Origin of the sequence: Mesorhizobium sp. M0522, assembly GCF_040321085.1 — a bacterium.
Taxonomy (GTDB): domain Bacteria; phylum Pseudomonadota; class Alphaproteobacteria; order Rhizobiales; family Rhizobiaceae; genus Mesorhizobium.
This window is the reverse complement of the sequence record NZ_JAMYQW010000025.1, coordinates 49,700-63,335: the sequence shown is the minus strand read 5'-3', so window position 1 is coordinate 63,335 and position 13,636 is coordinate 49,700. Positions and strand designations below refer to the sequence as shown.

The window sequence follows — 13,636 nt, the reverse complement described above, 5'->3', positions numbered from 1 at the left end:
TTCTATCCTGACGGGAGTCTCGGTGGAACGCGGCTTTGCCGACATAGTTTCAGCTCCAGTTCATTCCCCATGGAAGAGCTGGGAAAAGAGGCTCGCTGAAACTAGGCACTCTCCCAGAGCCGCGGCATTGATTTGCATCAAAGTGGCGGCGCACAATTGGGCTAGACTGAATGCATGAAAATCGCGTTGGCTCAGCTTCGGTTATGGCTGGCCGTGATCCTCCTGATCGCGGGCGGTGCCGCTGCCGCTTCTGCAATTGGGGCCGATGGCGGCGTCACAACTGACGATGCGACGCTCTCGACGAGCGCCTTGCACAAGTTGATGGGTAACCACGCTTTCACAGACCAGGACAAGCATCGCGCCTCATGTGAGGGCTGCCTGGATTGCGTGCATTCGCCCGGCTCTGGCTGTTGTGCTGCAAGCATTTTCGCCGGCGAATGCGACATTCTTCATGATGCGCCGGTTGCCGCCCGGTTTATGGCGGGCAAGGCATTCCTGCCAACGGGCATCGACCCCGAGGCGCTCCTGCAACCACCCCAGACCTTCGCCTGATATCGCGCCGTCGCGGTGCTTGGGGCTGTTGAATCCAGCAGTGCCCGTCAAGGCGCATAGCGCGCGAACGATCCGCGAAACATAACCGGCAGCCGCGATCTGGGCTGCCTCCGCGCCCATTTCAGGGCTCGCCTGTCGCTTCACACCAACGACAAGGAAACTGTCATGAAAACTCACCTTCGATTGATCACGTTTGCAGCATTGACAACTCTTTCCGGCGCGGCATTTGCCCAGACCGACCCGCACCATCCGGCGGCCGATGCGCCGCAAGCCACGACAGCGGCTCCGGCCGCACAGGCGATGCCGGGCGGATTGCCCGAGCAGTGCACGGCGATGATGTCCACGATGCAAAAGATGATGCCGATGATGCAGCAAATGATTCCCGTGATGCAGCAAATGATGCCGATGATGCAGGGCGGCGGAATGCAAGGCGGACAGGGCGGCATGATGCAGGGCGGCCAGGGCGGCATGATGCAGGGCATGACGAACATGCCGATGGACACTGCCACCATGTCCGAAGCCTCTAGAAACTATATGGACGCGATGAAGCGAATGGACGGGCCGATGATGCAGGCCGTCCAGGCTGGCGATCCCGATGTCGCCTTCGTCCAGGCGATGATTCCGCACCACCAGGGCGCGATCGACATGGCCCGGGCGGTCCTGCAATTCGGCAAGGATGATCAGGTCAAGGTTTGGGCCAATCAGATCATCACGGCTCAGCAGGCCGAGATCGCCGCAATGCAGGAATGGCTCAAGCAACACGCAAAGTGACAGGAGGAAGACACGGACAAACTCAGCGTCCTGTCCGTCGGCATTGCGCTGGGCGTGACGTCGGCCCTGATAAGCATGTTCTGTGCTTTGGCCTTCGTCATCTGGCCGGATGCAACACTCGATTTCTTCGGCGCCTTCATGCACGGGCTCGACCTCAGCGCGGTCAGATCCGCGGCGCCGATGAAGCTGGGCCGCGTTCTCTACGGCGTCGTCGGCTTTGGCATCGTCGGGCTGCCGGCGGGTGTCGTTTACGCGTCGATCTACAATGTCGTCGCAACCGGGCGCCGGTAGGCAAGTCAAGGTTCAGCCCATGAAAGCCACAGTCAATCCATGGACGACGTCGTCCGTCACTCTTGCTCTGGCGGGAATAATCATCGCCGGGATCGGATTGTATTTCATCGCCCTCAGGCCACCCCTGCTGCCCGAGGACGTCCGCTACATGCACCTCTCGGCGGCCGAACTCGAAGCCATCGGCCCGCGTCTTGCTGTGTGGCTCACGCAGGTTTTCCGGGTGCTCGGCGGCTACGCCTTGGCCACCGGCGTTCTCCTGGTTGCGCTGGCAATCACTGCGTTCCGGGCGCGCCATCCGGTCGCGGTGGCCGGCGCTCTGGTCGGAGGAGCGTTATCCATCGGCTTGATGTCGGTGGTCAACTTCACGATCGGCTCCGACTTCAGGTGGCCCCTGTTCGCCTGCGCGCTGGTCTGGGCCGTAAGCCTCGTCGCGTTTGGGCTCGAAAGCTCCCGCAATGACAATCGGACACAAATAAAGGAACCCATCCCATGAATACCAACAACGTTCACCGCATGTCGGATCCGCCGACCGGGTCCCAACCAGAACCGAAGGCCGAGGCTGGTGGTTGTTGGACTTCGAAGGCCGGCCTGGTCACGATCGCCTTTCTGCTGATCGCCGCGTTTTTCCTGCTCACTGAGCACCGAGCTCATACCTTCGGTGTCCTTCCCTTTCTGCTGCTGCTCGCCTGTCCTCTGCTTCACATGTCCATGCATGGCGGCCACCGCGGCCACGGCGGCCATGCCAGGCGCAAGGAACCCGAGCCGGGCGCGCAAGACGGCATTACCCAACATAAAGGAACATGACGATGGTCGAGCAATCTCCCGCCTATGGCCTCTGGGTCCTGGTTATAATCAATTCGGCGGTCTTCGTTCTATTCGCATTCAGCTTCTTCAAGCCGCGAACCGGCCGTGACTGGCGCTCCTTCGGAGCATTCAGCGCCTTCCTGGTGGCGTTGTTTGCCGAGATGTATGGATTTCCGTTGACGATTTACCTGCTCTCGGGCTGGCTGCAGTCACGATACCTAGGCATCGACTGGTTCTCGCATGATGCGGGTCACCTCCCGGAGATGATGTTCGGCTGGCGGCTCAATCCGCATTTCGGGCCCTTCCACGTTTTCAGCTTCTTCCTGATCGGCGGCGGTTTCATGCTGATCTCGACCGCGTGGCGAGTGCTTTACGACGCGCAGCATCACAATCGCCTCGCAACGGGCGGCCCATATGCCTCCATCCGGCATCCGCAATATGTCGGCTTCGTCCTCGTCATGGCGGGATTCCTCGTGCAGTGGCCGACGCTGCTGACGCTGGCGATGTTTCCCATTCTCGTCGGCATGTATGTCCGGCTTTCCTTCATCGAGGAGCGGGAAGCGAGAAAGGAGTTCGGCGATGCATACGACCGATACGCCGCCCGTGTGCCCGCCTTTTTTCCGCATGTGACCAGGCTGTTCAGTTCGGCCGGCGAGCGCCGTGCGCCTTGAAGCGCGGGGGTCGATAGCCCTGTCCTTGCGTGCTGAACCAAGCAAGAAAAATCTGAACTCGAAAACGAAGGAACGATTATGAAACGTCGAGATATCCTGAAGGGCGCAGTTGCAGGCGCCGCAGCTTTTGCGATCCCATCATCGTTGCTCGCTGCAGCCTCCGCCAGCCAGTCAGAAGGCCAGATGCTTGGCATCTCACGCCGCACGATCGAGGTGAATGGCAAGGCCGCAAGTGTCTTTGGCTTGCGAGGGGCCGAGGGTGCGCCCGGCCTGCGCTTTCGCGCCGGCGATGGCTTCAATGTCCTGCTTCGAAACGAGACTCCCGAGCCGACAATCATACATTGGCATGGGTTGACGACGCCGTGGCCGAGCGACGGCGTCGCCGACGCGCCACTGCCGCTCATTGGCGCTCGAGCCGATCGCAGTTTCGATTTTCCGGTCGGCGAGCCCGGCACCTTCTGGATGCACGCCCACACCCTGCAGGAACAGCTGCTGCTTGCTGCTCCGCTCATCGTCACCGATCCCAAGGACGATGCGAGGGATGAGCAGGAGGTCGTCATCCTGCTTCACGATTTCTCGTTCTCATCGCCGGAGGAACTGCTGGCCCGGCTGCAGAGTAAGAATACTGGCGGTTCCATGCCGATGGACGGCATGGCCATGTCGGGTGGCGCCGGCAACACCATGGCAGGGATGAACGATGGCGGCATGGCGACCGATATCAACGACATCGATTATGACGCCTATCTGGCCAATGACCGGTCCCTGAACGATCCCGAGATCGTGGAGGTCGAACGAGGCGGACGCGTGCGGGTGCGGATCATCAATGGCGCCACGGCGACCGCTTTCACGATGGACCTCGGCGAGCTTGAAGGCGACTTGATCGCGGTCGACGGTCAGCCTGTCGAGCCGGTCAGGGGCCGGCGGTTTCCGATGACAATGGGACAGCGCATCGACGTGCGCCTGCAGTTGCCGCGCGAACTCAACTCCTTTCCGATCCTGGCGCTGCGCGAGGGAAGCAAGGAGCAGACGGGAATTGTCCTGCGTCCGGCGGGAGCGGCGGTGGCCAAGATCGGGCCGGCGGCTGATGTCGATGCTCCGGTTCTCGACCTGGCGCTCGAGGCGCAGCTTCGGGCAATGTCGCCGCTTGCATCACGCTCTGCCGAAAAGACGTTCGAAATGGCGCTGACCGGCGATATGGCTGCCTATCGCTGGGGCCTCGAAACCAACGCTCCGCTTCTCGTGGACAGGGGCGATCGCGTCGAGGTCACGCTGCGCAACGACACCATGATGGCCCACCCGATGCATCTTCACGGCCATCATTTCCAGGTGGTCGCGATTGATGGGCAGCGCTTTCAGGGCGCAGTTCGCGACACCGTGCTGGTGCCGCCGATGCGCTCGGTCACCATTGCCGTGGACGCCGGCAATCCCGGCAAATGGGCATTCCATTGTCACCACCTCTACCACATGGCGAGCGGCATGATGTCGACCTTTGCCTATCGAAGCTGAGGCACGCAGCAGCGCGAATGCCGGCACGGAGAACGACGATGAAAAAGGTCAATCTGGAAGTGCGCGACCTTGTCGGCATGATGGATTTCGCAGCGGTCGAAAAACGTCTGGCGGCTCTGCCAGGCGTCGCCGGTGTTGCCATGAACGCGGGGTCTACGACCGCGACCGTCGAATTCGACGAAGGACGGACGAGCCCCGGGGCCCTTGCCAGGGACATCGAGGCCTGCGGCTTCCATTGCCGTGGCGAGTCCGTGCCGCGGCATCTGTGCATTCCCGATAGCACGACCATTCCGCCCGGGCATCCGCGGGGGACGTCCGGGCAGGCCGGGCATGATCATGCGGGGCACGCCACCATGATCGAACCAAGTGCAGCGGGCCTCAGGACGGCTGCGGCCAAGATGCCGCACGACGCCATGGCCCATGAGATGGGACACGGCGCCGGCATGGACATGCAGGGCATGGTCAAGGACATGCGCAACCGGTTCTTCATCAGCTTGGTCTTCGCGCTGCCGATTTTCGCCATGGAGCCGATGGGCCTGGGCGAGCCCTGGCTGCGTCCGCCCTTCGGCCTCAGCGAAGACCTTGCGATGTTCTTCCTCGCCAGCGCCGCGATCCTCTATCCCGTCTGGCCTTTCCTGGTTGCCGCCTGGCGTGCCCTGCGCAACCGCGTCCTCAACATGGCCGTGTTGGTGGTGCTGAGCGTCGGCACTGGTTACCTGTTCAGCGTCGGCGCGACTTTCTTCTTCGAGGGGCAGCAGTTCTACGAGGCCGCGAGCGTGCTGCTCGTGTTCATCCTGCTTGGCCACTGGCTCGAGATGCGTGCCCGCGCCGGGGCCTCGGCCGCGATCAGGGCCCTGCTCGACCTTGCTCCACCCAAGGCCTCCGTCTTCCGCGAGGGCAAGGAGGTCGAGGTTGCAACCGCCGAGGTCGTGCTCGGCGACATAGTAGTCCTCCGGCCTGGCAACAAGCTTCCGGTCGACGGCGAGGTGATCGAAGGCACCTCGACGATCGATGAATCGATGCTGACCGGAGAGTCGATGCCGGTGACCAAGAAGGTCGGGGACAAGGTCATCGGCGCCACGATCAACAAGAGCGGGACGCTGCGCTACCGCTCTACCAAGGTCGGCGCCGACACGGCCCTGGCCCAGATCGTCAAGCTGGTCCAGGAGGCCCAGAATTCGAAGGCGCCGGCGCAACTGCTGGCCGATCGCGCCTCGCAATGGCTGGTGCTCGCCGCGATCCTCATCGGCCTTGCGACCTTCGCCGTCTGGTTCTGGTGGCTCGGCCAGCCTCTGCTGTTCGCGATGACCTTGACCATAACCGTCTTCGTCATCGCCTGTCCCGATGCGCTCGGCCTCGCCACGCCCATGGCCGTCATGGTCGGCACTGGCCTTGGCGCTACAAACGGGATCCTCTTCAAGAATGCAGCCGCTCTCGAGGAGGCGACCAAGCTCAACGTAATCGTCTTCGACAAGACCGGCACGCTCACCATGGGGCAGCCCAAGGTCGTCGAAATCGTCCCGGCTGCCGGCGTTTCGCCCGACGAGGTTCTGCAGGTCGCAGCTGCCGTGGATCAAGGGTCGGATCACCCGCTTGCCGTTGCCATCGGCGAGCAGGCCAAGGGTATGAAGCTTCCCAAGGTCTCGGGCTTCCTCAATATCGAGGGCAAGGGTGCCAGCGCCGCCATTGGCAGAGCCAAGGTTTTCCTTGGCAACCGGCGACTTATGGAAGAGCAGAAGATCGATCTTCTGGCGCTTGGCGTCAGGGCCGAGACGCTCAAGGGCGAAGGCCGCACCGTCATCCATGTTGCACGGTCCGGCAAGCTGCTCGGGCTGATCGCGATCGCCGATACGCCGCGCCCGACAGCCATCGCAACGATTGCCAAACTGCACGAGCAGGGCGTTCGCGTGGCCATGCTCACGGGTGACAACGCCGGCACCGCCAAGCGCATCGCGGACATGCTCGGCATCGACATTGTGCTCGCCGACGTGTTGCCGGGCCAGAAGGCCGAAAAGATCAAGGAACTGCAGGGACAGGGCCTGAAGGTCGGCATGGTCGGAGATGGCGTCAATGACGCGCCGGCTCTGACACAGAGTGACGTGGGGTTCGCCATTGGTGCGGGCACCGACGTCGCCATCGAAAGCGCTGATATCGTGCTGATGAAGAGTGATCCTTACGATGTGGTCGGTGCGATGACACTCTCGCGTGCCACGCTGCGCAAGATGCACCAGAACCTGTGGTGGGCGGTGGGCTACAATCTCATCGCCTTCCCGATCGCGGCAGGCGTGTTCTACCCGTTCCTTTTGAGCCCCGAGCTTGCGGCGCTGGCAATGTCGGGCAGTTCTGCGCTTGTGGCCGTCAATGCGCTTTTGCTCAAGCGGACGAGGCTTGAGGGCATCCGTCCTGCCACCACATCGAGGGCCGAGGGGGTCGCACATGAGCACCCTAGAGGCGCACAGGCATGAGTGTGTCGATGCGGGCTGGCTTGCCTACGTCGCGATGGGTCCTGAGCGCCCTTCTCGGCCTTTGTCGTTGCGCTCGGCTACTGGATTGTCTTGCCGGTCCTGCCGATGATGATCGAGCGGCTTGCCGGCTCGGCAGACCCGACATTCATGCGCCGCAGATCGGCTTCTTGACCGCTGCCGAATCGTATGGCTGGTCCAGAAGGGCAATCATGCTCGCAAGCAGGTAACAGCCAAGGTGAGCATGCCGATCAGGACGGCATTCCACGTTAGTTATCCCAGCGCCTTCATGAGCCCGATCTGCTCGCGCTCCAGTGCAACGAGCCGGCTAAGTGTGAGATTGACCAGAAATGCCGACACCAAAAGGAAAATCGGTGGCAGCGTCCGGCTCATGTTGTTGAGCATATCGAGTTCGTGGTTCAGCCAGGCGTGCGAAGTGTGGTCCTTCCGGCCATAGGCCGCTCGGCCGCCATAGCGCTCGAGCATCGCGTCGAGGCGCATCATGACCTCACTCTCGGACGCGCCCCGCAGCAACTTCAACGAAACGGACGAGAACGCATCATCGAGGTCATAGGGGCGCGAATTGACGATTGTCGGGATCGCGCTGTCGCCCGAGTTCATCTATGCAGTCGGACCAAGCGATATCATGCCGGACGACCGCCGCTTCGGCCTCATCTGGATGTCGGAAAAAGCGCTCGCCAGCGTCCCTCTTGCCGGCAGCGTCCTGAAGATCATTCAGGAGAGCGAAGGAGTGGTCCAGGCGGGTGCACCGCTGATCGAAACAAGGCAGGGAGGCGGCGACGGACCACGGAGCGAGCGTGCCACGTCCTGGTCCTTCCACGCTCCAGTGGATGGGCATCGAACGCCGGTTCGAGAGCTACGTCGTGATGCGCTGTCCCTCTTCTGCCACCATTCCATCGATCGGGGACAACAACGACGCGATCTGTGAGGCGCTACTGCCCCCGAGCGGGTCTTGTCTGACTGTCCGGGCTCTCGGATGACGGGATCCGGCCGGCGCCAGCTAGGAACATGCGGACTGCCATGCGAACCTCCTGCTGTCGTCCGACAAGAAGATGTCCTCCAGTGTCGTAGATGACCAGCTTGGCACCCGGGATCTTGGCTGCAGCGAACTCAGCTGCCGGCAGGGTGTTAAACAGATCGTCGCGCGCAGAAATAATGATCATCGGCGCAGTGATTACTTCCAGCGGCAGTTCATGCAAGGCGGGGGTGCTGTCGATGTTGATCCCGGCGAAGCGCAGCGACAGCGGCTCGACACTCTCGACGATGCTCATGACGCGGTCCTGTTCGGCCGGAAGCGCAGCCGCAACCAGCGTCGGCGGAACGCCGAGGAAACGAACGAGCACTGACGGCGCGATCTTCTCAGCGGCCCACCAGGCGAAGTCGCCGCCGGCATTGACGGCCCAGAATGCGAACCTGTTGCCGCGGCTCGCTTCGATCGACACCGGACTGGTGGGCGAATAAAGGCCTGGGACGATCAGAACGAGAGCGGTGACCTTGTCCGGATGCCGGAGTGCCAGCTCGACCGCAGAACGCGCGCCTGCCGAAACGCCGACGACTATCGCTTCGGGAATGCCCAGTTTGGACAGCAACGCCGCGTGCGCATCGGCCTGCGCGGCTGGAGAGGTATCCTGCGGAACGGGGGTGCGCAGATACCCGAAGCGCGACGGCGCGATGATCCGAAAGCCCTCGCCCACAAGATCAGCCGCATTGGCAAGCCCTTGGTCAAAGCCGCCACCGGCCCCGTGGATCGATAGAAGCGCAGGACCCACTCCATTGTCGACGTATTCGATCGGACCTGCGTCGAGTTTAGCGACCACACTGCCTCGGCTGGCGGCGTTGCGTATACGGCTCAGCTGGGTTTCGTAAGCTAAGAAGGTCACAAAGACCGCGGCCGCGAGGGCGACAAATATGGCCAGCAGGAAACCACCAATTTGCCACATAAAAAAAGCTCCACAAAGCACGACCGAATATTAGCCTGTCTGGCTTGGAGGCAAGTTGATTTTCCCTGCTTCAAGTCGGATGCTGTGAACTTTGGATACGAAGACGGTCGAATATCGCCAAGACTTCTCCGGGTTGTGCATCGTTAATCCCAAAAGCCATCGACTCGCCCAACAGGCGTGAGCAGCAGGCCCTTGTACAGCAATGACCGGAGCCGCTGCCTCTTACGTGAGGCTGACGCAGTCGAGAGGTTCGCCCGCCCGCTGATCATCGTCCTCAATTGATGCGCATCAAAGCCAGTTGAATGCAGCCCTGGTACTTCGACACAAGCAGTCGGAAAGGGTGTTGGGCGGCTACGCTCACAACCGCTGCCGTGAATGGGTGTTAGCCGCTCCCTCCTAAAACAGGGGGCGATCAGCCGATTGCTTCGAACTGGCGCGACAGCGAAGCGTCGATGACAGCACCAATGCCAAGCAACGGGAGTTCGGGATGGCGAAGAGAACAGACAATATCGAGGTTGGCATGGATGTGGCTGTGAGGTGCCGCGTCCTCGAGACTTGGCAGGATGATCTAGGGGATCAGTGGGCGACCGTGCTGATTGAGGGCTATGACCTTCCGGTCACGCTGAAGGCTGTCCACTTCTTCCCGTTGGACGACCACGACCAGCACTTGCCAGCGGCTCGTCCCTGAGTTTCACCCCGGACCCGGCCAGCATCCACGTGAGGCGGTTAGTCGAGGCAAAGCCCCGATAGAGCCTCCAGTCCAGCCAGTCGCGCGATCAGACACATCACAGAGGCGCTGGACTTCGATGGTTGCTTGAAGATCTGCTGAAGGATTTGAAGGCCCGTCTTGTGATCGGAACTTGCTGGATTGAATACATGTCGGCGCGGTTGCCCCGACTCCAACACGGAAGTTCCACCCCTCGTGGACTGCTTGACCGACATGGGTCCAGCCAAATTGATCCGGCTCAATGCGACAGTCTTCCCGTCGGCCAGAATGGCAAGCCAGATTGAAGGATCTCCGCATGACCCACACTTCATTTCGAGCGCTGGACTTATCGGGGGAGCCCGTGGCGGAACGAAAAAGAGCGGCTTCCTCATTTGCGTCCGGAATAGCTTTGGGCGCAAGCTTGGCGTCGATATCACCAAGGCGATCGAAGCGGCTTGCCCGCCACGTATTGTCTGGCGAAGTGGTCCACCTCCGACACCTCTGGCCGGTGGGTTGAACGATGTTCCACGATCGTCGGGAGGCGGGGCAGAGGCTTGCCATCGAGCTGATGAAACTCCAGTTGCACCAACCTGTCATTCTGGCCCTGCCGCGCGGTGGCGTTCCTGTTGCCGCTGAAGTGGCCAAAGTCCTGAAGGCGCCGCTTGACCTCATCATCGTGCGCAAGGTGGGCGCGCCGGGCAATTGCGAGTTTTCAAGAAAAGCTGGCAACTGCGCCGCCGGATATTTCAATAATCGTTCTCTCGGCCGATATTCTCCAAAGCTGTCAACCTCGCACTTTTGGTTCTCAGGTATAGAGGTGAACAATTTCAATGGTTTCGTGATAGCGGGACCATGCGAAGTTTAGCAGGTCATTCGCTAGGCGATACGAATATGGCCCTCTTGGGCAGTCCCGGCCTGCGAAGGTGAAATGGCCGCGACGGGCCAGCATCGGCCATTGCTGAGCAGATACATTTAATGTCGTGTGCGGGGCCGAAAGCGGTCTGACAGGTTTCGAAAGTAATCGGCGATAGCCGCCCTGCTTCCACGCTAAGCCAGTTAGCCCCTTGCGCCATACCGCGGATTCTCAGATGCATGGGCTAGAGCGATTCCGCCTAGGAGTGGTGGCTTATGAAAATTCGGTATGCCGACGTCGAAATGAGCCAGGTGGACGTCCTCTTCCGCGACCGGGTCAGGGAGCGATCTCGACAACTTTCTGGTTGAGGAGCTCTTCGCATCCCCGGCCTTCCTTACATGGATGGTGTCGAAGGTTGGGAACTCCTTTTCGGCGCCGATGAGCCAACACGTGTTGCTGCAGAAGTCGCCGCCCCGCGAGAACGATCGCCGTCAGACCGACGTGCGGATCGGCTGGTTCGACGATGATCAGACGCTCCGGGCCTGCGTCTTAATCGAAAGCAAGGTCACGGCTGATTTCCAAGCCGGTCAGGCGCAGGCGTATGCTGCAGAACTGGCGGTTCTGCGCGAGCGCCTTGGAAGGAAGGTAGCCACTGCGCTCCTCGTCGCGCCAGCGGCCCGGCTGGCAACGCTCGCCCACAATGGTTCGTTCAAAGGCAGGCGGCTGCCTATACCACAATTATTACAACTGTTCCCACGAAACGCCCTCCCCGCTAGGTACGGCAATTAGGCTGCCGATCACGAGCAGCGTTCCCCCGTCGCCCATGCGCGGTTGGGCATCTACCCAATGCCTCAAAAGGATCGTCAACAATCCGGCCGCCACAGCCAAGACTATCATGGCAACAATTTTGCTCCAGTCGCTCAATTTGGCCTCCCAGCTCGTTCGGCGTGTCTCGCGCTCTGCGCTCCGGGGACCAGCCCTTGGTGCGCCACTTTGATCCAGCTCATGGCTTCAGGCCAACGCTATCTGCCAAAGAGCGACGCCAGCAAGTACCAGCCCTGCAACGCCTTCGATGCTTCGAGAGATCGCATCAAACAACCGCGGCCGGCTCTCAAAAAAATGTACCAGCCGTTCGCGAAACAGGATCGACAGAACGGCGACTGTGGATAGTGTCAGCGCCACCCCGGCCATCATGGTGAGGGCAAACAGGATGCCCGCGACCGGAACGCCCCTGGAGATGGCGAAGGTCATCACGAACAGCGTGAGCGGGCACGGGATCAGGCCGGCCATGATGCCGACCGCCTCGCCTTCATGCTTGTGGTGGTGGCCGTGCCTTAATGCGCGCCCTATCATCCACAGGCCGATCAGACCGAGCAGCCCGCGGCTGACGTCCTCGAGCAGCGGCGCGCGGCCGACGCTGCCGAGGGCGATCGAGACTAGCGGCAGGGAGAGGACGGCAATTACCACGGCAATCGTCACGTGGGTGACGGATAAAGTAGTCGATACGAGAAGGCCGCGCGAGACCTTCGCATCCGATCCGGCGAGATAGGTCGCCAGCACCGCCTTACTGTGGCCTGGCGTCAGTGCGTGCGCGGCGCCGAAGAGCACGCCCATCGGCAGGAACGCCATGAACCCCAGCCAATCACCGCCGGCTGACAGCAACTTGATCTGCTCGGCAAGCGCCAGATAGATCGTGCGCTGGAATTCGACGAGGATCTGGAACATTGAGCGAGCCGATCCCTCACGCGCAAGTCAGTTCGAGGCGTGTGGCGAAAATCTTGCCGAGATCGGTGCCGGTCGGATCGCTGAAGAACGCATCTGTCAGACTTTTCTGGTTCTGCGCGATCGCCGTGTCCGGATCGGGACGCACGACGGCGCGTGCGCAGCCTTGCGGCAGGCCGGCCACCGCAAGTTTGTCGTCGTCGGTGAAATCAATCGCCGTGTAGAAAGTCGGATCATAGACGCCAATGCTGACCTTGCCGGCAAGCGGCAGTGTCTCTTTCGGCTGCGTCTCGAACTGGATGACGAGTTGATTGTTCTCATAACTGGTGACGAACCTGGCCGGCGGCGTCATCGCCACGTCCTCGCCATCCACTGTGACCATTTGAAAGTAATTGTACTCGGCAAGCGAGGCGTGGATGGTGAGAGCGGCGGCGTCGAGTTCCTTTGCCTCGAGCACGAGATCGGCGTTCTTGTCGAACTCCATCAGCACCGTCGAGGAAAAGAGCTCGTCGAACCGCCACAGATGCTTGAGCGACTTGACCGACTTGTCGGGGCCGACCGTCAGGTCCAGCCGCGCCTCTGCGAAAACGTGAGGATGGGCGCCAGCCGCAACGCTGGAAGCAAGCAGGAGCGCCGAGCCAAAAATCGTTCCGGTCAGTCGCATTTGCGCTGGCTTTTCGTTTGTCGTTTCACGCCAGCCGACTGATCTGGCAGCGCAAGCAGGCCAAATTGGGACGCGACCGGAAGCCTTTCAGTCATCGACGATCGAACTTGCAATGATGGCGTCCGGTGCGCCCCGAGCGGCCGGCGACGTCAAATGCACGAGTTGCTTGCGATTGCCCGCGATCAGTATGAACAGCCGGGAAACCTGCCTGCCCTTCCTCTCCTCGCCGATCTTCTCGGCGTCGGTGCGGTCAAAGAACCGCTTTTCAAATTCTGCGCGATCGACATCGAAGAGCTTGACCGAGCAGGTCTGGACGGACCTGCCGTCCATGGTCGCCCTGGTCACCGCGACCATCGTTCCGGCTGGTAGGTCCTTGCCGCCGACCTGCCATCCACGGAACTCTTTCATGGCAGCGACAGGAGCAAGTGCCTCGCCATCGGAGAGCGGCTTCCATCCACGGGTCTTTGCCAATGTCTCGGTTCGTTCGAAGTCTGGGCCGTGCGCCAGGCATGTTTCGTGGAAGGCATTGAGCGCCCGGTCGACGGTATCGGCATGCGCAAGCGGCGATGCCAACCACACGGCCGCGAGCGTCATGGAAAAGACGGGCTTGGGCATTCTTGGACCCGGGTATCGAAGCAGGCCGGTATAGCCAGTCCAGCAAGATAACGCCCGG

The 13,636-nt window shown here is 61.4% G+C and carries 15 protein-coding genes and 2 pseudogenes; 12 read left to right on the top strand and 5 right to left on the bottom strand.

Going from position 1 to position 13,636, the window contains the following annotated elements; genetic code table 11:
• Positions 1-174 precede the first annotated feature (174 nt).
• The 8 genes from NKI58_RS23760 (at position 175) to NKI58_RS23725 (ending at position 7,060) form a co-directional block, all read left to right on the top strand.
• Positions 175-552: a hypothetical protein gene (locus NKI58_RS23760; RefSeq protein ID WP_352642947.1), complete on the top strand. Its 378-nt coding sequence runs from the start codon at positions 175-177 to the stop codon at positions 550-552.
• Between the two features lie 300 nt (positions 553-852).
• Complete coding sequence (gene copM, locus NKI58_RS23755) at positions 853-1,323, top strand: CopM family metallochaperone (RefSeq protein WP_352642945.1); 471 nt, start codon at positions 853-855, stop codon at positions 1,321-1,323.
• Positions 1,324-1,353: 30 nt separating this feature from the next.
• Entirely contained in the window at positions 1,354-1,614 is a 261-nt protein-coding gene (locus NKI58_RS23750) for a DUF5676 family membrane protein (protein WP_352623775.1), read from the top strand.
• 19 nt (positions 1,615-1,633) lie between these two features.
• Positions 1,634-2,107, top strand: a complete 474-nt coding sequence (locus NKI58_RS23745) for a hypothetical protein (protein WP_352708043.1) — start codon at positions 1,634-1,636, stop codon at positions 2,105-2,107.
• A complete protein-coding gene (locus tag NKI58_RS23740; RefSeq protein WP_352623717.1) occupies positions 2,104-2,418 on the top strand; it encodes a DUF2933 domain-containing protein in 315 nt (104 codons plus the stop codon). Before NKI58_RS23745 ends, NKI58_RS23740 begins: the two co-directional genes overlap by 4 nt.
• A gap of 2 nt (positions 2,419-2,420) precedes the next feature.
• Positions 2,421-3,089 carry a methyltransferase family protein gene (locus NKI58_RS23735; protein ID WP_352623715.1) on the top strand — a complete coding sequence of 223 codons (669 nt, stop codon included), beginning with the start codon at positions 2,421-2,423 and terminating at the stop codon, positions 3,087-3,089.
• Between the two features lie 78 nt (positions 3,090-3,167).
• Complete coding sequence (locus tag NKI58_RS23730; RefSeq protein WP_352708044.1) at positions 3,168-4,595, top strand: multicopper oxidase family protein; 1,428 nt, start codon at positions 3,168-3,170, stop codon at positions 4,593-4,595.
• Between the two features lie 38 nt (positions 4,596-4,633).
• On the top strand, positions 4,634-7,060 hold the full coding sequence (locus NKI58_RS23725) for a heavy metal translocating P-type ATPase (protein ID WP_352708046.1): 2,427 nt from the start codon (positions 4,634-4,636) through the stop codon (positions 7,058-7,060).
• Positions 7,061-7,333: 273 nt separating this feature from the next.
• Here NKI58_RS23725 and NKI58_RS23720 read toward each other — a convergent pair.
• A pseudogene (locus NKI58_RS23720) lies at positions 7,334-7,630 on the bottom strand (ABC transporter permease); the annotation flags it as partial.
• A 10-nt stretch (positions 7,631-7,640) separates the two neighbouring features.
• On the opposite strand from NKI58_RS23720, the gene NKI58_RS23715 reads away from it, so the two are divergent.
• Positions 7,641-8,006, top strand: a complete 366-nt coding sequence (locus NKI58_RS23715; protein WP_352642952.1) for a hypothetical protein — start codon at positions 7,641-7,643, stop codon at positions 8,004-8,006.
• Positions 8,007-8,010: 4 nt separating this feature from the next.
• Here NKI58_RS23715 and NKI58_RS23710 read toward each other — a convergent pair whose 3' ends face one another.
• Positions 8,011-9,018, bottom strand: a complete 1,008-nt coding sequence (locus tag NKI58_RS23710; RefSeq protein WP_352623706.1) for an alpha/beta fold hydrolase — start codon at positions 9,016-9,018, stop codon at positions 8,011-8,013.
• A 487-nt stretch (positions 9,019-9,505) separates the two neighbouring features.
• Between NKI58_RS23710 and NKI58_RS23705 the strand changes: the two genes are divergently transcribed.
• The 3 genes and pseudogenes from NKI58_RS23705 to NKI58_RS23695 all read left to right on the top strand — a co-directional run bounded on the left by NKI58_RS23705 (position 9,506) and on the right by NKI58_RS23695 (position 11,366).
• Entirely contained in the window at positions 9,506-9,706 is a 201-nt protein-coding gene (locus tag NKI58_RS23705) for a hypothetical protein (protein ID WP_352786116.1), read from the top strand.
• A gap of 538 nt (positions 9,707-10,244) precedes the next feature.
• A pseudogene (locus tag NKI58_RS35600) lies at positions 10,245-10,439 on the top strand (phosphoribosyltransferase family protein); the annotation flags it as partial.
• A gap of 588 nt (positions 10,440-11,027) precedes the next feature.
• Positions 11,028-11,366 (top strand): hypothetical protein, encoded by a 339-nt coding sequence (locus NKI58_RS23695; protein WP_352623701.1) that lies wholly within the window; start codon positions 11,028-11,030, stop codon positions 11,364-11,366.
• Positions 11,367-11,588: 222 nt separating this feature from the next.
• Here the strand turns inward: NKI58_RS23695 and NKI58_RS23690 are convergent, their stop codons facing one another.
• The 3 genes from NKI58_RS23690 to NKI58_RS23680 all read right to left on the bottom strand — a co-directional run bounded on the left by NKI58_RS23690 (position 11,589) and on the right by NKI58_RS23680 (position 13,578).
• On the bottom strand, positions 11,589-12,302 hold the full coding sequence (locus tag NKI58_RS23690) for a HoxN/HupN/NixA family nickel/cobalt transporter (protein ID WP_352786113.1): 714 nt from the start codon (positions 12,300-12,302) through the stop codon (positions 11,589-11,591).
• Positions 12,303-12,318: 16 nt separating this feature from the next.
• On the bottom strand, positions 12,319-12,963 hold the full coding sequence (locus tag NKI58_RS23685) for a DUF1007 family protein (RefSeq protein ID WP_352623700.1): 645 nt from the start codon (positions 12,961-12,963) through the stop codon (positions 12,319-12,321).
• 87 nt (positions 12,964-13,050) lie between these two features.
• The gene (locus tag NKI58_RS23680; protein WP_352784680.1) at positions 13,051-13,578 is read right to left on the bottom strand and encodes a hypothetical protein; all 528 of its coding nucleotides are present in this window, start codon (positions 13,576-13,578) and stop codon (positions 13,051-13,053) included.
• Positions 13,579-13,636 lie beyond the last annotated feature (58 nt).